16 protein-coding genes and 2 tRNA genes are annotated in these 17386 nt (G+C 72.0%); 10 read left to right on the top strand and 8 right to left on the bottom strand.

Annotated elements, in window-relative coordinates; all coding sequences use genetic code 11:
• Nucleotides 1–40 precede the first annotated feature (40 nt).
• Together WDV06_RS07305 and WDV06_RS07300 are read right to left on the bottom strand one after the other, a co-directional pair.
• On the bottom strand, nt 41–583 hold the full coding sequence (locus WDV06_RS07305; protein WP_395508816.1) for an NUDIX hydrolase: 543 nt from the start codon (nt 581–583) through the stop codon (nt 41–43).
• Nucleotides 580–1974 (bottom strand): zinc-dependent metalloprotease, encoded by a 1395-nt coding sequence (locus WDV06_RS07300; RefSeq protein ID WP_395508815.1) that lies wholly within the window; start codon nt 1972–1974, stop codon nt 580–582. Before WDV06_RS07300 ends, WDV06_RS07305 begins: the two co-directional genes overlap by 4 nt.
• Before the next feature lie 192 nt (nt 1975–2166).
• Here WDV06_RS07300 and WDV06_RS07295 point away from each other — a divergent pair, with 192 nt between their 5' ends.
• The 4 genes from WDV06_RS07295 to WDV06_RS07280 all read left to right on the top strand — a co-directional run bounded on the left by WDV06_RS07295 (nt 2167) and on the right by WDV06_RS07280 (nt 5698).
• Entirely contained in the window at nt 2167–3333 is a 1167-nt protein-coding gene (locus WDV06_RS07295) for an SDR family oxidoreductase (protein WP_395508814.1), read from the top strand.
• Nucleotides 3334–3493: 160 nt separating this feature from the next.
• The gene (locus WDV06_RS07290; RefSeq protein WP_395508813.1) at nt 3494–3955 is read left to right on the top strand and encodes a molybdenum cofactor biosynthesis protein MoaE; all 462 of its coding nucleotides are present in this window, start codon (nt 3494–3496) and stop codon (nt 3953–3955) included.
• 325 nt (nt 3956–4280) lie between these two features.
• Nucleotides 4281–4478: a hypothetical protein gene (locus WDV06_RS07285; RefSeq protein WP_395508812.1), complete on the top strand. Its 198-nt coding sequence runs from the start codon at nt 4281–4283 to the stop codon at nt 4476–4478.
• A 131-nt stretch (nt 4479–4609) separates the two neighbouring features.
• Complete coding sequence (locus WDV06_RS07280) at nt 4610–5698, top strand: YlbL family protein (RefSeq protein ID WP_395508811.1); 1089 nt, start codon at nt 4610–4612, stop codon at nt 5696–5698.
• A 48-nt stretch (nt 5699–5746) separates the two neighbouring features.
• Here the strand turns inward: WDV06_RS07280 and WDV06_RS07275 are convergent, their stop codons facing one another.
• Nucleotides 5747–6316, bottom strand: a complete 570-nt coding sequence (locus WDV06_RS07275) for a PPA1309 family protein (protein WP_395508810.1) — start codon at nt 6314–6316, stop codon at nt 5747–5749.
• Between the two features lie 126 nt (nt 6317–6442).
• On the opposite strand from WDV06_RS07275, the gene WDV06_RS07270 reads away from it, so the two are divergent.
• The 4 genes from WDV06_RS07270 (at nt 6443) to WDV06_RS07255 (ending at nt 11732) form a co-directional block, all read left to right on the top strand.
• Nucleotides 6443–9328: a UPF0182 family membrane protein gene (locus WDV06_RS07270; RefSeq protein WP_395508834.1), complete on the top strand. Its 2886-nt coding sequence runs from the start codon at nt 6443–6445 to the stop codon at nt 9326–9328.
• A 61-nt stretch (nt 9329–9389) separates the two neighbouring features.
• Nucleotides 9390–9463: transfer RNA gene (locus WDV06_RS07265), tRNA-Met, on the top strand.
• Nucleotides 9464–9730: 267 nt separating this feature from the next.
• On the top strand, nt 9731–11587 hold the full coding sequence (locus tag WDV06_RS07260) for a tetratricopeptide repeat protein (RefSeq protein ID WP_395508809.1): 1857 nt from the start codon (nt 9731–9733) through the stop codon (nt 11585–11587).
• A gap of 71 nt (nt 11588–11658) precedes the next feature.
• A tRNA-Met gene (locus tag WDV06_RS07255) sits at nt 11659–11732 on the top strand.
• Nucleotides 11733–11861: 129 nt separating this feature from the next.
• Here the strand turns inward: WDV06_RS07255 and WDV06_RS07250 are convergent.
• Complete coding sequence (locus WDV06_RS07250) at nt 11862–12278, bottom strand: Fur family transcriptional regulator (RefSeq protein WP_395508808.1); 417 nt, start codon at nt 12276–12278, stop codon at nt 11862–11864.
• A gap of 146 nt (nt 12279–12424) precedes the next feature.
• Here WDV06_RS07250 and WDV06_RS07245 point away from each other — a divergent pair, with 146 nt between their 5' ends.
• On the top strand, nt 12425–13876 hold the full coding sequence (locus WDV06_RS07245) for a catalase (protein WP_395508807.1): 1452 nt from the start codon (nt 12425–12427) through the stop codon (nt 13874–13876).
• A 64-nt stretch (nt 13877–13940) separates the two neighbouring features.
• On the opposite strand, the gene WDV06_RS07240 is transcribed toward WDV06_RS07245, so the two are convergent.
• On the bottom strand, nt 13941–14333 hold the full coding sequence (locus WDV06_RS07240; protein ID WP_395508806.1) for a CBS domain-containing protein: 393 nt from the start codon (nt 14331–14333) through the stop codon (nt 13941–13943).
• A gap of 134 nt (nt 14334–14467) precedes the next feature.
• The gene (gene hisN, locus WDV06_RS07235; RefSeq protein WP_395508805.1) at nt 14468–15274 is read right to left on the bottom strand and encodes a histidinol-phosphatase; all 807 of its coding nucleotides are present in this window, start codon (nt 15272–15274) and stop codon (nt 14468–14470) included.
• Nucleotides 15275–15427: 153 nt separating this feature from the next.
• Here hisN and WDV06_RS07230 point away from each other — a divergent pair, with 153 nt between their 5' ends.
• Nucleotides 15428–15988 carry a TetR/AcrR family transcriptional regulator gene (locus tag WDV06_RS07230; RefSeq protein ID WP_395508804.1) on the top strand — a complete coding sequence of 187 codons (561 nt, stop codon included), beginning with the start codon at nt 15428–15430 and terminating at the stop codon, nt 15986–15988.
• Here WDV06_RS07230 and WDV06_RS07225 read toward each other — a convergent pair.
• Nucleotides 15954–16277, bottom strand: a complete 324-nt coding sequence (locus WDV06_RS07225; RefSeq protein ID WP_007266432.1) for a DMT family transporter — start codon at nt 16275–16277, stop codon at nt 15954–15956. The genes WDV06_RS07230 and WDV06_RS07225 overlap by 35 nt on opposite strands.
• Nucleotides 16278–16368: 91 nt before the next feature.
• Nucleotides 16369–17379, bottom strand: coding sequence for a ribosome small subunit-dependent GTPase A (gene rsgA / locus WDV06_RS07220; protein ID WP_395508803.1), 1011 nt, complete (start codon nt 17377–17379; stop codon nt 16369–16371).
• Nucleotides 17380–17386: the final 7 nt, after the last annotated feature.

Here is a 17386-nt window from a genome sequence, read left to right as displayed (position 1 = left end):
GAAGGGGCGGACCCCGTGGGCCCGCCCCTTCGCCAGGCCCCTACGCGCCCAGCCGCTCCCGGGCCGCCTCCAGCAGCCGCACCACCGAGGTGTCGGCCACCGAAGCGACCTCCTCGTACGGGAACCAGCGCAGGTCCAGCGACTCGTCGCTGATCTCCGCCTCCGCGCCGGCCGGGGCCACCGCCACGTACTGCACGTCCAGGTGCCAGTTGCACGGCGCCGGGATCGGGTGCCGGTCCAGCCGCACCGGCCCGCCCGCCAGCAGCGTCAGCCCGGACGGGATGCCCGACTCCTCGACGGCCTCGCGCAGCGCCGCACCGGCCAGCGTGGTGTCACCGGGCTCGCAGTGCCCGCCCATCTGGAGCCACAGCCCGAGCTTCCTGTGCAGGGTCAGCAGGACCCGGCCGCCGACCGGGTCGACGACCAGCGCGCTGCCCGTCACATGCCCCGCCCCGCAGGGCTTGTACATGCCGTCCGGGTGCTGCGCCAGGTGCTCCAGGTAGACGTCCCGCAGCTCGCGCTGCTGCCCGTCCCGGCCCTCGTAGTCCTTCAGGACCAGGACGGCGTCGTCGTACAGGCTCATTTCTTCTCGTCACCCTCGCCCTGATCGCGCTTCTCGGCGGCCTCGCCGAGCATCTTGTCGATCTCCGAGAAGTCGAGCTGCTCGCGGTGCACGAACCCGTCCGGGTCGTCCAGGTCCGAGGCGGTCGGCAGCATGTCCGGGTGCTCCCAGAGCCCGTCGCGGCCGTCCACCCCACGGGCGTCGGTCAGCGAGGCCCACAGCCGCGAGGCGTCCCGGAGCCGGCGCGGCCGCAGCTCCAGCCCGATCAGGGTGGCGAACGTCTGCTCCGCGGGGCCGCCCGAGGCGCGCCGGCGGCGCATCGTCTCGCGCATGGCGTCGGCCGAGGCCAGCCGGGGCTTGGCCGCCTCGTGCACCACGGCGTCCACCCAGCCCTCGACCAGCGCGAGCGCCGTCTCCAGGCGGGCCAGCGCGGCCTTCTGCTCCGGGGTGTCCTGCGGCTGGAACATGCCGCCCTGGAGGGCCTCCTGCAGCTGTTCCGGGTTCGACGGGTCGAGCCGGCCGACCACGTCCTCCAGCTTCGAGGTGTCCACCTTGATGCCGCGCGCATAGCCCTCGACCGCGCCGAACAGGTGCGAGCGCAGCCACGGCACGTGCGCGAAGAGGCGGGCGTGCGCCGCCTCGCGCAGGGCCAGGTACAGCCGTACCTCGTCCGAGGGGACGCCCAGGTCCTTGCCGAAGCTCTCGATGTTCAGCGGCAGCAGCGCCGCCCGCCCGGACGGGCCCAGCGGCAGCCCGATGTCCGTGGAACCGACGACCTCGCCCGCGAGCACGCCCACGGCCTGCCCGATCTGCTGGCCGAACATGGCCCCGCCCATGGAGCGCATCATGCCGAGCAGCGGGCCCGCCATGGCCTGCATCTCCTCGGGCAGCACGCTGCCCATGGCCGCGCCGACGCGCTCGGCGACCGGGTCCACCAGCTCCTTCCACACCGGGAGGGTCGCCTCGACCCACTCGGCGCGGCTCCACGCCACGGCCGCGTTGGCGCCCGACGGCAGGGAGGTCACCCCGTCCAGCCACAGGTCGGCGAGGCGCACCGCCTCCTCCACCGCCGACTTCTCGGCCACGCCGACGCTGGCGTCCTTCACGCCGTCCGCCGTGCCCTGGGCGACGGTCTGGCGGGCGATGTCCTTGGCCATGTCCCAGTTCACGGGACCGCCCTCGTAGCTCAGCATCTGGCCCAGCTGCTGGAAGGCGGCGCCCAGGTCGCCCGGGTTCATCGAACCGAACATCGCGGCGAACGGGTTGTCCGCGCCGCCGGGAAGGCCGCCGGGGAGGCCGCCCGGGCCGAACCCGAACGGATTCCCGGGGCCGCCCTGGCCCCCCTTCTTGCCCTTGTCGCCGTCCTCCGGCTCCTCCGGCGGAAGGCCGAATCCGAATGGGGTGTCGCTCACGGGTTTCCTCGGCTCGTAGGGCCGCCGGCGGGTGCCGACGGGCAATGGTCCGACAACACCACCCAGCGTAGACACCACTCCCGCTTCCGGGCTCGGTGCTCCGCCGACTCCTGGGCTGCGGCAGGATGGACATCACCTGGTGGGTACGCGTCACGGCGCGTCCCCACTGAAGACAACCGCTGGAGACGCCCGGTGAGTTCCCCAGATCCGCAGGCTCGCGCGCCGCACGACGCCGAAAACCGCCCTGAGCACGGCGACAGCGCCCCCGGCGTTCGCCAGCCGCGAAACGAGGCCGGCCCCCGCCGGCGCAGCCCCGTGATCGCGGTCACCGGGGCCGCCTCCGGCGTCGGCGCCGCCCTCGTGACCCGCCTCGCCGAGTCCGACGAGGTCAAGCAGGTCGTCGCCATCGACGAGCGGCGCGGGGACTGCGCCGACGCCCAGTGGCACGTCCTGGACGTACGCGACCCCGCCATCGCCGACAAACTGCGCGGCGCGGACGTCGTCGTGCACCTCGCGCTCGACCTCGACCTGGAGACCGACCCCGCCGCCCGTACCGCGTACAACGTACGCGGCACCCAGACCGTCCTCACCGCCGCCGCGGCGGCCGGGGTGCACCGGGTGGTGCTGTGCACCTCCGCGATGGTCTACGGGGCCCTCCCGGACAACGACATCCCGCTCTCCGAGGACTCCGAGCTGCGGGCCACCGCCGAGGCGACCGGCGTCGGCGACCTGCTGGAGATCGAGCGCCTGGGCCGCCGGGCGCCCCGGGCCCACCCGGGCCTGAACGTGACGGTGCTCCGCCCGGCCGTCCTGGTCGGCGGCACGGACACGGCCCTGACCCGGTACTTCGAGTCCCCGCGCCTGCTCGTCGTCGCCGGCTCCCGGCCCACCTGGCAGTTCTGCCACGTCGAGGACCTGGTCAGCGCCCTGGAGTACGCCGCCCTGGAGAAGGTCGAGGGCGAGCTGGCCGTCGGCTGCGAGGGCTGGCTGGAACAGGAGGAGGTCGAGGAGCTCAGCGGCATCCGCCGCATGGAGCTGCCCTCGGCCGTCGCCCTGGGCGCCGCGGCCCGGCTGCACCGCATCGGCCTGACCCCGTCCCCGGCCGGCGACCTCGCGTACACGATGCACCCCTGGGTGGTCAGCGTCAGCGGGCTGCACGCGGCCGGCTGGCGGCCCCGCTGGACCAACGAGGAGGTGCTGGCCGAGCTGCTCCAGGAGGTCGCGGGCCGGCACACCGTCGCGGGCCGCCGCCTGGGCCGCAAGGACGCCGCCACGGCCGCCGGCGCCGCCGGTGCGACGGTGGCCCTGCTGGGCGCCGCCGCCGCGGTCCGCCGGGCCCGCAGGCGCCGCGGCCTCTGACCCGGCCCGCCCGCCGAAGGCTCCGCCGGCTCACGGGCCCGGACACCGGTCCGGGCCCGGCCGGAACGCGGGGCTCCTGTAGGAGACTCCCAACCGGCCGGTCATGCCACGGGTGATCCGGCTATTCCGCCACGTCAGCCCCTGAGGCACGATGGATGGCATGGCACCGCACTTCGACCACCCCGGCGAGCAGGCCGCCCAGGACCCCATCCGGCTGCTCGCGATCCGCGAGACCCCGCTCTCGATCGACGAGGTCTTCCAGGCCGTCGGCGACGACGCGACGGGGGGCACCACCCTCTTCGTCGGCACGGTGCGCAACCACGACGGCGGCGCGGACGTCGACTCCCTCGGCTACTCCTGCCACCCCACGGCCGAAGCCGAGATGCGCCGCATCGCCGAGCGGGTCGTGGAGAAGTACCCGGTCCGCGCCCTGGCGGCCGTCCACCGCGTCGGCGACCTGGCCGTCGGCGACCTGGCCGTGGTCGTCGCCGTCTCCTGCCCGCACCGCGGCGAGGCCTTCGAGGCCTGCCGGATGCTGATCGACGACCTCAAGCACGAGGTCCCGATCTGGAAGCACCAGACGTTCTCGGACGGCACGGAGGAGTGGGTCGGCGCCTGCTGAGGCGAGGGTCGGGACTCAGCCCGGCCCCACCGGCGGACGGAGTCCGGCGCAGCCGGCCGAAGCCAGGGAGGCGCCCCGGCGCCGAACCGCGCGAGGTCGGCGTGGAGGAGGGGACGTTCTCGGACGGCACGGAGGAGTGGGTCGGCGCCTGCTGAGGCGCCCCGCGGCACACACCGGCCCCCCGGTCGCGGAGGCGCTGCCGGGCGGGAGTAGCCTCACACCCGTTCGGCCGCGCAACACGCCCTCGATTTGCGTAACCCCCCTGTGGGCACGAGCGTTGAAGCCACCGACGACACTCGTACTTTCGGGGCAGGGAGGCACGTCCATGGCGTCACTGGCGTGGTTGCTGATTCCGCTGTTCGCCGCGATCGGGGCGGCGATATGGGGCAGCTGGGCAGCGCGCGACCGCACCCAGGGGGACATATCCGAGCTCGCCGGCTACGCGAGGTTCCGCGAGGCCATGGACAAGTCCGACCGGGCGAGGCAGAAGGAAAAGGCGCACTCCGGTTCCGACGCTGTCTGAGGCGTCCCGGGAGTCCGCGGTGAGCGGGCCGGAAGGCCCCCCGCTGAGAATCGCCTGAGAGTTGCGCCCGCGGCCCCCGTACGGACCGGCCCCACGGGTCGCCCGCCCGGGCCGTCCCGTACTGTCGATCCATGCCACGCCGTACAGCGACGATGCTCGCCTCCTCCCTCGTGCTGTTCGCGCTGCTCTGCGCGGGAGTGTTCCTCAAGGTCCCGTACTCCGAGATGAGCCCGGGCCCGACGGTGAACACCCTGGGCGAATCGCACGGCGAGCCCGTCCTGAACATCTCCGGGCACAAGACGTACCCGACCACCGGCCACCTCAACATGACCACGGTCCGCGTCACGGGCGCCGACTACGACATGAACCTGCTCGAAGCGGTCTACGGCTGGCTCGCGGACGACAACATCGTCGTCCCGCACGAGAACCTCTACCCGGACGGCAAGACGGACAAGGAGTCGACGCAGGAGAACGCCGAGGAGTTCAGCCAGTCGCAGGAGAGCGCCAAGGTGGCCGCCCTCAAGCAGCTCGGCATCCCGGTCAGCACCCGCGTCGTGGTCGCCACCGTCGTCAAGGGCAGCCCCTCCGAGGGCAGGCTGCACGCCGGCGACGTCGTCAAGGAGGTCGACGGCAGCCCGGTCACCGTCCCCGGCGACGTCGCCAAGCTCGTGACCAGGCACAAGCCGGGCGAGCCCGTCGAATTCACCATCGTGCCCGCCGCCGAGGCGGCCGAGGCCGAGAAGGCGGGCCGCGAGCCCACCGGCACCACCAAGGTGACCGTCACGGCGGGCAAGGCGCAGGACGACGGCCACGCCGTCGTGGGCATCCGGGCCGGGACCGACCACACCTTCCCGTTCCCGATCGACATCAAGCTCGCCGACGTCGGCGGCCCCAGCGCCGGCCTGATGTTCGCCCTGGGCATCGTCGACAAGCTCACCCCGGAGGACCTGACCGGCGGGAAGTTCATCGCCGGCACCGGCACCATCGACGACACCGGCAAGGTCGGCCCGATCGGCGGCATCCAGATGAAGACCATCGGCGCCCGCCAGGCCGGAGCCGAGTACTTCCTGACCCCGGCCGAGAACTGCGCCGCCGCCGCCGCGCGGGTGCCCGACGGCCTGACCCTGGTGAAGGTCTCCACCATCGACGACGCCACGAAGGCCCTGCAGAAGATCGGCAAGGGCGACACCGCCGGACTGCCGAGCTGCACCAGGTCCTGAGCGGACGGTCCGGGCCGGGGGCCCGCGGGGGCCCGGCCCGGCGGGCCCTCAGGCGAAGGTCGCCGCCAGCGCGTCGGCCAGGCCCGGCACCAGGCCGGCGCCGGTGAGCACCTCGCTGGAGGAGTCCTTGTCCCGCAGCCGCACGGCCGACTCCCGCGAGCCGTCGCGCAGGACGCCGACCGTCAGGCGCACCTCCTGCCGCTCCGGGTGGCCGGCGACCCACTTGGCCAGCTGCTTGTCGTTCAGCCCCTCCGGCACGGAGGCCTCGGCGGACGGCGGCAGCATCAGCCGTTCCACGGTCAGGGCGCACCCGACGACCGCGTCGGGCCAGGCGATGGTCCCCAGGAACTTGTCCAGCGGGGTCCCGGCCGGCACCTCGTCCTGCTCGATGGGGGTGAGCTGGGCCTTGCCCGCGTCGTCCGTGTCGAGGCCGAGCTGGTTGGCGAGGCCGGGCTCCTGGCGGCGCAGGCGGGCCGTGTCGACCAGGGCGAAGAGGCGGGCCGGCTTGTCCCAGCCGAGGGTGGAGGCGTACTCGTCGATTTCGAGGACGGCGCGGGTCAGCGGACTGGCCGCCATGGGGGTGCCGGGGGAGGGCGAAAGGTTGGACATGGGCAACATCCTGCCTCCTTTCTCCCCGATACCGGGAACTGACTAAAGCCTCAGTAAGTTGCATGAGTGGGCCCTACGATCGTGGGCCCACGACCAGACACAGCGACTTTCGAGGTGCGCACCTTGGCTTTCCAGATGCCGGACCGCGGCGGAGGCCCCTCCGGGCCACGGATGAGAGTCGGCCGCCCCTCCCGGCGTGCCCGGACCCTTCTGCTGACCCTGGGCGTCCTGGCCGTGCTGGCCATGGCGTTCATCATGTTCGCCGGGTTCTGGACGGACTGGCTCTGGTTCCGCTCCGTCAAGTACTCCTCGGTCTTCACCACGACCCTGTGGACCAAGATCGGCCTCTTCGCCGTCTTCGGCCTGCTGATGGCGGGTGCCGTCGGGCTGAACGTCTGGCTGGCGTACCGGCTGCGCCCGCCGCTGAGCGCGATGTCGATGGAGCAGCAGAGCCTCGACCGCTACCGGATGAGCGTCGCACCGTACCGGAAGTGGCTGCTCCTGGGCATCGCCGCGGTCGTCGGTCTGATCGCGGGGGCGTCGGCGGCCGGCCAGTGGAAGACCTGGCTGATGTACGTGAACGGGGTGCCCTTCGGCAAGAAGGACCCCCAGTTCCACCTCGATGTGTCCTTCTACACCTTCGACCTGCCCTGGTACCGGTTCCTGCTCGGCTTCGGCTTCGCCGCCGTCGTGCTGTCGGTGATCGCGGCCGTCGTCGTGCACTACCTGTACGGCGGACTCCGCGTGACCAGCCCGGGCGCCCGGGCCACCGCCGCGGCCACCGGCCACCTGTCGGTGCTGCTCGGCCTGTTCGTCACGCTCAAGGCGGTCGCGTACTGGCTCGACCGGTACGGCCTCGCCGTGAAGTCCAGCGACTTCAAGGCCTCCGACAACTGGACCGGCCTGCGCTACGTCGACGCCAACGCCTACCTGCCGGCGAAGACCATCCTCGTCGCCATCGCCGCGATCTGCGCGGTGCTGTTCTTCGCCACGCTGTGGCGGCGCACCTGGCAGCTGCCGGTCATCGGCTTCGGCCTGATGGTCCTCTCGGCGATCCTCATCGGCGGGCTCTACCCGGCCATCGTGCAGAAGTTCCAGGTCCAGCCCAACGAGCAGGCCAAGGAATCCCCGTACGTCGAGAAGAACATCAAGGCCACGCGCGACGCCTACGGGATCGACGGGACCGAGGTCAAGGACTACCCGGCCGTCCCGCAGACGGACGACCGGACCAAGCTGCGGGCGGCGGCCGACACCACCGCGAGCCTGCGCCTGCTCGACCCGAACATCGTCTCGCCCGCGTTCCAGCAGCTCCAGCAGGTCAAGGGCTACTACGGCTTCCCGTCCACCCTGGCGGTCGACCGGTACAACGGCCAGGACACCGTCATCGGGCTGCGCGAGCTGAACATCGGCGGCATCCCGAAGAACAACTGGATCAACGACCACTTCAAGTACACCCACGGCTACGGCGTCGTCGCGGCCAAGGGCACCACCGTCAAGGACGGCGCCCCCGACTTCACCCAGTCCGACCTGCCCTCCAAGGGCATGTTCGGCACGGATTTCGAGCAGCGCATCTACTACGGCGAGCAGACGAAGCAGTACTCGATCGTCGGTGGACCGCAGAAGGAGCTCGACTACTCGGACGACAAGGGCGAGAAGGAGACGAGCTACAAGGGCGACTCCGGCGTCAACCTCGACAACCCGGTGAACCGCGCCGCCTACGCGCTCGCCTTCAGCGAGCCGCAGATCCTCTACTCGGGGGCCATCGGCGACGGGTCGCGGATCCTCTACAACCGCACCCCCAAGGACCGCGTCGAGGCCGTCGCCCCCTGGCTGACCATCGACGGCGCCCCCTACCCCGCCGTCGTCGACGGCCGGATCAAGTGGATCGTCGACGCCTACACGACGACGAACGGCTACCCGTACGCCTCGCGCACCACGCTCGGCCAGAGCACCGCGGACTCGCTGACCAACAACCAGCGCGCCGTGGTGGCCCAGGAGAACCGGGTCAACTACATCCGCAACTCGGTGAAGGCCACCGTCGACGCCTACGACGGCACGGTGAACCTCTACCAGTGGGACACCCAGGACCCGGTCCTGAAGACCTGGATGAAGGCCTTCCCCGGCACGGTGAAGGCCAAGAGCGAGATCCCCAAGCCGCTCATGGAGCACCTGCGTTACCCGCAGGACCTGTTCAAGGTCCAGCGCGAGCTCCTCACCCGGTACCACGTCACCGACCCGCAGACCTTCCTCAGCGGCAGTGAGGCGTGGGCCGTCCCCGACGACCCGACGACCAAGGCCGGTACGGCCGTTCCGCCGTACTACCTGTCGATGAAGATGCCGGGGCAGAGGGAGAAGGACCAGGTCTTCTCGCTCACCACCACCTTCACGCCGAACGAGCGGCCCAACCTGAGCGCGTTCATGGCGGTGAACGCCGATCCGGGCACCCCGGACTACGGCAAGATCCGCATCCTGAAGATGCCGACCAGCAAGCCGCCGGACGGTCCCGGCCAGGTGCAGAGCAAGTTCCAGTCGGAGCCGAAGATCGCCGAATCCATCCGGCTGCTGCGCGGCGGCGACTCGGAGATCGAGTACGGCAACCTGCTCGCGGTGCCGATGGACGGCGGGATGCTCTACGTGGAGCCGGTGTACGTTCGCAGCTCCACCCTGAAGTACCCGCTGCTGCGCAAGGTCCTCGTGACCTACGGCAACCAGACGGCCTTCGAGGACACCCTGGAGAAGGCGCTGAACGTGGTGTTCGGCGCCGAGGCCCCGACCACGCCGGTGCCCCCGGAGACCCAGCCGACCAAGCCGGGCGAGTCGACCGGCAACCCGCCGACGGCCCAGGACCCGACGGTCAAGGCGGCCCTCGCCGACGCCCAGAAGGCGGTCGAGGAAGCCGACAAGGCCATGAAGGCCGGCGACTGGACCGCCTACGGCAAGGCGCAGAGCGACCTCCAGGCGGCGCTGAAGCGGGCGATCGACGCGGAGGCGAAGCTGACGGCCCCCAAGCCGGCGGGCTAGGCGGCCCGGCCGGAAGGCGTTCATGGCTCCTCCCCGCGTCGTGATACTGTGGTTTCACCGACGCGGGGTGGAGCAGCTCGGTAGCTCGCTGGGCTCATAACCCAGAGGTCGCAGGTTCAAATCCTGTCCCCGCTACTGAAGACGAAGGCCCGGATCCAATGGGATCCGGGCCTTCGTCATGCCCGGATGAGATTCGGATGAGATTCGGAGGCGGATCGGAGGGGCTCGCAGGCGCCGGGAAGGGCCGGTAGGAAGCTGCTGGGGAACATGAGGTCACTGGGGCGGGTGAGTTGGGGCGTGAGCGTGTTTGACTTGTCTCTCTGTGGGCATGTCGACAAAACGCTGTAGTGACCTCACTGGCTGCGACATACCAGGTGTACGCGGGTAGCAGGTGATGCGACGATGGGATTTATGGGGGACAGGTCAACTCTGCTGGAGACAGGGCGGTTTGTGAGGGCGGAGGCCGAGTCGGGTACGGAGGCCGGCAAGGCGGCTCCCGCTGTCAACGCGCAGACCGCACTGACCGATGCGGATTTCGCGGAAGAGGCCTTCGGCGACGCCGAGGGGGCCACCGACGCCGAGCTGGAGGCGCGCCACCGCGTGGCCGCCGACAAGGGCGACCCCGGCGCCATGAGCGTGCTCGGCGCGCTGCTGCTGCGCCGCGGCGACCTGGCCGGGGCCGAGCCCTACCTCCGCGGCGCCACCGCCGCGGGGGACCGCGCCGCCGCCAACAACCTGGGAGTCCTCCTCCTCCAGCGCGGCTACCCCGACGAGGCGGCCGGCTGGTGGCGGGTCGCCGCCGTCGCCGGCTCCGCCCCCGCCGCGCACGCCCTGGGCCGCCACTACCGCGAGCGCGGGGACGAGCCCGCCGCCGAGTACTGGCTGCGCCAGGCGGCCGAGTCCGGCCACGCCCTCGGCGCGTACGGCCTCGCCGACCTGCTGGAGCACCGAGGCGACAAGGGCATCGAGCGCTGGTTCCGGGCCGCCGCCGAGCAGGGTCACCGCGAGGCCGCCTACCGGCTGGCCCGGCACCTGCGCAAGGGCGACCCCGCCGAGGCCGAGCAGTGGTACCGGCAGGCCGCCGCGCGCGGCCACCGGCGTGCCGGACTGCACCTGGGAGCCCTGCTGGAAGCGCGCGGCGAGCTGAAGGAGGCCGGCCGCTGGTACCTGAGCTCCGCCAAGCAGGGCGAGGCCCGGGCGGCGTGCGCGCTCGGCTTCCTGCTGCGCGACGCCGGGGACGAGGACAGCGCCGCCGCCTGGTGGCACCGCGCGGCGCAGGACGGTGACGGGAACGCGGCGAACGCCCTGGGCGCGCTGCACGCGGCCCGCGGCGAGACCGAGACCGCCGAGAAGTGGTACCGGGTCGCGATGGACGCCGGCGACCACAACGGCGCCTACAACCTCGCCCTGCTGTGCGCCGCGCAGGAGCGGACCGCCCAGGCCGAGCAGTGGTACCGCCGCGCCGCCTACGCGGGCCACCGCGAGGCCGCCAACGCGCTGGCGATCATGCTGCTCCAGGCCGGGGACGCGGCGGGCGCCGAGCCCTGGTTCTCCAAGGCGGCCGAGGCGGGCAGCGTGGACGCCGCCTTCAACCTCGGCATCCTCTTCGCCAGCCGGGACGAGGACCGCGCCGCCCTGAAGTGGTACGAGCGCGCCGCCGCGGCCGGGCACACCGACGCCGCCCTCCAGGTCGGCATCGCCCTGGTCCGCGACGGCGAGGAGCGCGCCGCCGAGCGGCACCTGCGCTGCGCCGCGAGCGGCGGCAGCGCGGAGGCCGCCTTCCGGCTGGCCGCCCTCCTTGAGTCGCTGGCCCCGCCCCCGGAGCCGGTGGCCCTCGGCGAGCCCGTCGGCGGAGCCGCGCGCACCGAGAGCGAGGACTGGTACGAGCGCGCCGCCGAGCAGGGCCACCGGCGGGCCCAGGTGCGGGTCGGGATGCTGGCCGCGGCCCGGGGCGACCTGGCCGTGGCGGCCCGCTGGTACCGGGAGGCGGCCGAGGCCGGCTCGCGCAACGGCGCCTTCAACCTCGGGCTGCTGCTGGCCCGCGAGGGCAACGAGCCGGAGGCGGCCCTGTGGTGGACCCGGGCGGCGGTGGCCGGCCACGGCCGGGCCGCCCTGCGCCTGGGGCTGCTCGCGGCCCGGCACGGGGACCTCGCGGAGGGGCAGAAGTGGTGCCTGCGGGCCATGGAGCTCGGTCCGGCGGAGGTCGCCGAGCGGGCCGCCCGGCTGCGCGACGCGCTGGCGGAGGAGCTGTCCGTCTGAGGCCGGCCGGCGGCGGACGGTTCACTGATTTGCATCTGCCGGGTGGACTCCCGTACAGTCGTGTTTACCGACGCGGGGTGGAGCAGCTCGGTAGCTCGCTGGGCTCATAACCCAGAGGTCGCAGGTTCAAATCCTGTCCCCGCTACTGAAGGCCCAAGGCCCGGATCCCATGGATCCGGGCCTTGAGTCGTTTCTGAACGTGAACGCCGGTGCGGCGTGCGGCGCAGAAGGCCGGGGGCTTCCCGCCCCCGGCCTTCTGCGTTCCCGCGTCGTGTCAGCCCGCGGCGCAGGCCGGGCACAGCCCGCGGTAGGTCACCTCGACCGCCGAGACCGTGAAGCCGAAGCGCTCGCCGGCGGGCAGGTCGGCCAGCGGGTCGCCGGCCGGGTGGACGTCGCGGATGGCGCCGCACTGGCCGCAGACCAGGTGGTGGTGCGGGCGGTGGGCGTTCGGGTCGTACCGCTTGGCCCGCCGGTCCGTCGAGACCTCCAGCACCTCGCCGAGCGATACCAGCTCGCCCAAGGTGTTGTACACCGTCGCTCTAGAAATCTCGGGCAGTTTGGTGACAGCGCGTGCGTGCACTTCGTCTGCCGTCAGGTGAACGTGGTCACCGTCGAGTACTTCGGCCACGACACGCCGCTGGGCCGTCATGCGCCAGCCGCGTCCGCGAAGTCGTTCCAGCAGGTCACTCATACACGCCAGCCTAACAGTGGCGATCCGGTGCAGATCCCGAACCGATATGGACTTGGATGTCTACTTGACTTAGACAAAGTCCATCGTAGGATCGGTTACGGCAAACGCCAAGGACAGGACCAGCAGGAATGACGCAGGAGGCGCACGTGACGCAGGGACCGCTCACCACGGAGGCCGGGGCTCCGGTCGCCGACAACCAGAACAGCGAGACCGCTGGGGTCGGCGGGCCGGTCCTCGTCCAGGACCAGCTCCTCCTGGAGAAGCTGGCGCACTTCAACCGCGAGCGCATCCCGGAGCGCGTGGTGCACGCCCGCGGCGCCGGCGCCTACGGCACCTTCACCGTGACCGCCGACGTCACGCAGTACACCCGCGCGAAGTTCCTCTCCGAGGTCGGCAAGCAGACCGAGACCTTCCTGCGCTTCTCCACCGTCGCGGACAGCCTCGGCGGCGCCGACGCCCGCCGCGACCCGCGCGGCTGGGCGCTGAAGTTCTACACCGAAGAGGGCAACTACGACCTCGTCGGCAACAACACCCCGGTGTTCTTCATACGCGACGCCATCAAGTTCCCCGACTTCATCCACACCCAGAAGCGCGACCCGTACACGGGCTCGCAGGAGCCGGACAACGTCTGGGACTTCTGGGGCCTGTCGCCCGAGTCCACCCACCAGGTGACCTGGCTGTTCGGCGACCGCGGCATCCCGGCGTCCTACCGCCACATGAACGGTTACGGCTCGCACACGTTCCAGTGGAACAACGAGGCCGGCGAGGTCTTCTGGGTCAAGTACCACTTCAAGACCGACCAGGGCATCAAGAACCTCACCCAGGCCGAGGCCAACGCCCTCGCCGGCGAGGACCCGGATTCCCACCAGCGCGACCTGCGCGAGGCCATCGAGCGCGGCGACTTCCCGAGCTGGACCGTCCAGGTCCAGATCATGCCCGCGGCCGACGCGGCCCAGTACCGCTTCAACCCGTTCGACCTCACCAAGGTGTGGCCGCACGCGGACTACCCGCCGATCGAGATCGGCAAGCTGGAGCTCAACCGCAACCCGGAGAACATCTTCGCCGAGGTCGAGCAGTCCATCTTCTCCCCGGCGCACTTCGTCCCCGGCATCGGTCCGTCCCCGGACAAGATGCTCCAGGGCCGCCTCTTCGCGTACGGCGACGCCCACCGCTACCGCGTCGGCATCAACGCCGACCACCTGCCGGTGAACCGCCCGCACGCCACCGAGGCGCGCACCAACTCCCGTGACGGCTACCTCTACGACGGCCGCCACAAGGGCGCGAAGAACTACGAGCCGAACAGCTTCGGCGGCCCCTTCCAGACGGACCGCCCGCTGTGGCAGTCCACCCCGGTCGCGGGCGGCACGGGCAACCACGCCACCCCGTCCCACTCCGAGGACAACGACTTCGTCCAGGCCGGTGACCTCTACCGCCTGATGTCCGAGGACGAGAAGGGCCGTCTGATCGAGAACCTGGCCGGCTTCATCGCCAAGGTCTCCCGCGACGACATCGTCGAGCGCGCGGTCAACAACTTCCGCCAGGCGGACGGCGACTTCGGCAAGCGGCTGGAAGCCGCGGTCCAGGCCCTCCGCGGCTGACGGAGGCCGCTTGCCCTGGCGAGCGGCGGGCCGGAACCCCTCGGGGTTCCGGCCCGCCGCCGTTTCACGCCGCGATGGTGCGCCGGGTGCGCACCCAGGAGCGGATGACGTCGCGGACGGAGACGATGCCCACCGGGCCGCCGTCCTCCAGCACGATCAGGTGCCGGAAGCCGCCGATGGCCATCGCCTCGGCCGCCTCCGCCACGGTCGCCTCGGGGGTGCAGAAGACGACGTTGTTGGTGGTGTGCGCGCCCACCGACTCCCGGTCGGGGTCGTGGCCCGCTCCGATGGAGTTGAGGATGTCGCGCTCGGTCAGGATGCCGATGCCGCTGTGGTCGGGGTCGAGGACGACGGCCGCTCCGACGCGTCGGCCGGACATCAGGCAGGCCGCCTGACGGAGGGTGTGGGCAGGTCCGAGGGTGAGGATCACGGTGCTCATGGCGTCACGGACGAGCATGAAGAGAACCACCTCCTGGTGTGTCCCGCTTCGAGAACCGCTTCACAAGCGCACAAGCGGGGGAGTATCAGATTCCCACGAGCACGCAGCGTCATCAAGGGGGCGCGCTGAGCGCACGCCCCCGCGCGTCGGGATCAGGAGGAGGGGCGCAGGAAGCCCAGCATCTCCTCGTGCAACAGCCCGTTCGAGGCGGCCGCGTTGCCGCCGTGCACCCCGTCCACGCCGTCCACGCTCGTGAACCGGCCGCCCGCCTCCTGGACCACGACCGCCAGGGCCGCCATGTCCCAGAGGTTCAGCTCGGGCTCGGCGCACAGGTCCAGGGAGCCCTCCGCGACCATCATGTACGGCCAGAAATCGCCGTAGCCCCGGGTGCGCCAGCAGGCGCGGGTCAGCTCCAGGAACCCGGGGAGGCGGCCCTGCTCCTCCCAGCCGCCCAGTGAGGAGTACGCGAAAGAGGCGTCTCCCAGGGAGGCCACCTCGGACACGCCGATCCGGCCCGCGGGCTCGCCCAGCGCGCCGCCCGCGAAGGCGCCGCCGCCCTGCGAGGCCCACCAGCGGCGGCCCAGCGCGGGGGCCGAGACCACGCCGACGACCGGGCGGAACTCCCCGTCCGCGCCCTCCTCCATGAGGGAGATCAGGGTCGCCCACACCGGCACGCCGCGCACGTAGTTCTTCGTGCCGTCGATCGGGTCCACGACCCAGCGGCGCGGGCCGTCGCCCTTGAGGCCGTACTCCTCGCCGAGGATCGCGTCGTGCGGCCGCGCGGCCAGGATCCCCGCCCGGATGACCTCCTCGGCGGCCTGGTCGGCCTCGCTCACCGGAGTCATGTCCGGCTTCGTCTCCACCTTCAGGTCCAGGGCCCGGAACCGCTGCATGGTGGTGGCGTCCGCCGCGTCGGCGAGTTCGAGGGCGAGGCGCAGGTCGTCGTCATACGTGGGCATGCCCGAACAGTACCGAGATCGGCACCGGCCCGGCGAACGCCGTCCACGGTACGGCCGGGAGGCGCCCTTGACAGGATCTGGCGGCCCGTCAAATCTTGCGGGTGAGCCAGGCCCGGTGACAGCCGGCCGGTGCGACAGGCGGGGGAGGCGACGATGTCGGCGGCCCGGGAGTCCTTGCTGAAAGCGGCCGAGGCGGCGCTGTGCGCACGGCCCTGGCCGGCGGTGCGGATGGTGGAGGTGGCCACGGCCGCCGGGGTGTCGCGGCAGACCCTCTACAACGAGTTCGGCGGCAAGGACGGCCTGGGCCGGGCCCTGGTGCGCCGGGCGGCCGACCGGTACCTCGACGGGGTGGACCGCGCGCTGGCCGCGGCCCCGCCCGGGCACACCGCCGCCGACCGGCTCGCGGCGGTCGCCGAGTGGACCGTACGGGCGGCCCGCGCGCACGCCCTCGTACGGGCCTTGCTGACCGGGGCCTGGGGGCCGGCCCTGCCCGCGCCGCCCCCGCCCGGGAGCCGGTACGCGATCGGGCCGGGGGAGCTGACCCGGGCCGCCCGCGACCGGGCCGCGGCCGCGCTGCCCCAGGAGCCGGAGCGCCGCTGCGAGCTCGCGGTGCGGCTCGCGCTGTCCTACGTGGTGGCGCCCGGGGAGGAGCCGGGGGAGCGGGAACTGCTGCGGCTCCTCAGTGGGCCGAGCCGGAGAGCTGGAGTCCGATGACGCCCAGGATGACCAGCGTGATCGAGACCAGCTTGAGGGTGGAGACCAGGTCCCCGAGGAAGACCATGCCGTAGATGGCGGTCCCGGCCGCCCCGATGCCCGTCCACACCGCGTAGGCCGGGCCCACGTCCAGCTTCTTGAGGGCCAGGGTCAGCAGACCGAAGCTGCCGAGCGCGAAGCACGCGAAGGCGATCGTCGGCCACAGCCGGGTGAAACCGTGGGACAGCTTGAGGCAGACCGCGAAACCGGTCTCCAGGATTCCCGCGACCACGACCAGCAGCCACGCCATGTCGAGTGCCTCCCCGCGTCAGGTGACATCGCGTCACGTGGTGGGATTATGCATTTACCAGACAAGGTGTGACGCAAACCCCGCCGGACGGTCAGTCGCCTTCGCGGCGTTCGCGCGTCCCCAGCAGCCGCCGCAGCGAGTACAGCCGCGCCGGGTCCGCGTGGCCGTCCTCCACCCACTGGTCGAGCGCGCAGTCCGGCTCGTCGTGGCTGCACGCGCGGGGGCACTCCTCCGTACCCGGCACCAGGTCCGGGAAGGCGAGCACCACCCGCGAGGGGTCCACGTGGTGCAGGCCGAACGAGCGCACGCCCGGCGTGTCGATGACCCAGCCGTCCCCGGAGGGCAGGGGCAGGGCCAGCGCCGACGTGGTGGTGTGCCGGCCGCGGCCGGTGACCTTGTTGACGTGGCCGGTGGCCCGCTGGCGGCCCTCGGCGACCAGCGAGTTCACCAGCGTGGTCTTGCCCACGCCCGAGTGGCCGACGAAGGCGGTGATGCGGCCTTCGAGGCGCTCGCGGACCCGCTCGGCGGCGTCGCCCGTCTCCAGCTCCTCGCGGTTGGTCACCACGTAGTTCAGGCCGAAGGTCGAGTAGACCTCCAGGATCTTGTCCGGGGAGGTCAGGTCGGACTTGGTGAGCACCAGCAGCGGCTCCAGCCCCGCGTCGTACGCCGCCACCAGGCAGCGGTCGATCATCCGCGGCCGGGGCTCGGGGTCCGCCAGGGCCGTGACGATGGCCAGCTGGTCGGCGTTGGCGACGACCACCCGCTCGTACGGGTCGTCGTCGTCGGCGGTGCGCCGCAGGACGGACTTGCGCTCCTCGATCCGCACGATCCGCGCGAGCGTGTCCTTCTTGCCGGACAGGTCACCGACGAGCGACACCCGGTCGCCGACCACCGCCGCCTTGCGGCCCAGCTCCCGGGCCTTCATCGCGGTGACCTTGCGGTCCTCGACCAGACACGTCAGCCGGCCCCGGTCGACGGTGAGGACGAAACCCTCGGAGGCGTCCTCGTGCTTGGGCCGGATGTTCGTCCGCGCCCGGTTGCCCTTGGGGTTCGGGCGCTGGCGGATGTCGTCCTCGTCGGTGTGCTTGCCGTACCTGCGCATGACCGGG

It is taken from the genome of Streptomyces racemochromogenes (genome assembly GCF_044129415.1).
GTDB lineage: Bacteria > Actinomycetota > Actinomycetes > Streptomycetales > Streptomycetaceae > Streptomyces > Streptomyces racemochromogenes_A.
This window is presented reverse-complemented; position numbering and strand designations above follow the sequence as displayed.

Bases quoted from the DNA above. Each gene is read 5' to 3' on its own strand.
- WDV06_RS07305 (WP_395508816.1), bottom strand. From the start codon at position 583: ATGAGCCTGTACGACGACGCCGTCCTGGTCCTGAAGGACTACGAGGGC.
- WDV06_RS07290 (WP_395508813.1), top strand. From the start codon at position 3,494: ATGGCACCGCACTTCGACCACCCCGGCGAGCAGGCCGCCCAGGACCCC.
- WDV06_RS07285 (WP_395508812.1), top strand. From the start codon at position 4,281: ATGGCGTCACTGGCGTGGTTGCTGATTCCGCTGTTCGCCGCGATCGGG.
- WDV06_RS07280 (WP_395508811.1), top strand. From the start codon at position 4,610: ATGCCACGCCGTACAGCGACGATGCTCGCCTCCTCCCTCGTGCTGTTC.
- WDV06_RS07275 (WP_395508810.1), bottom strand. From the start codon at position 6,316: ATGTTGCCCATGTCCAACCTTTCGCCCTCCCCCGGCACCCCCATGGCG.
- WDV06_RS07270 (WP_395508834.1), top strand. From the start codon at position 6,443: ATGCCGGACCGCGGCGGAGGCCCCTCCGGGCCACGGATGAGAGTCGGC.
- WDV06_RS07260 (WP_395508809.1), top strand. From the start codon at position 9,731: ATGGGATTTATGGGGGACAGGTCAACTCTGCTGGAGACAGGGCGGTTT.
- WDV06_RS07250 (WP_395508808.1), bottom strand. From the start codon at position 12,278: ATGAGTGACCTGCTGGAACGACTTCGCGGACGCGGCTGGCGCATGACG.
- WDV06_RS07240 (WP_395508806.1), bottom strand. From the start codon at position 14,333: ATGCTCGTCCGTGACGCCATGAGCACCGTGATCCTCACCCTCGGACCT.
- hisN (WP_395508805.1), bottom strand. From the start codon at position 15,274: ATGCCCACGTATGACGACGACCTGCGCCTCGCCCTCGAACTCGCCGAC.
- WDV06_RS07230 (WP_395508804.1), top strand. From the start codon at position 15,428: ATGTCGGCGGCCCGGGAGTCCTTGCTGAAAGCGGCCGAGGCGGCGCTG.
- WDV06_RS07225 (WP_007266432.1), bottom strand. From the start codon at position 16,277: ATGGCGTGGCTGCTGGTCGTGGTCGCGGGAATCCTGGAGACCGGTTTC.
- rsgA (WP_395508803.1), bottom strand. From the start codon at position 17,379: ATGCGCAGGTACGGCAAGCACACCGACGAGGACGACATCCGCCAGCGC.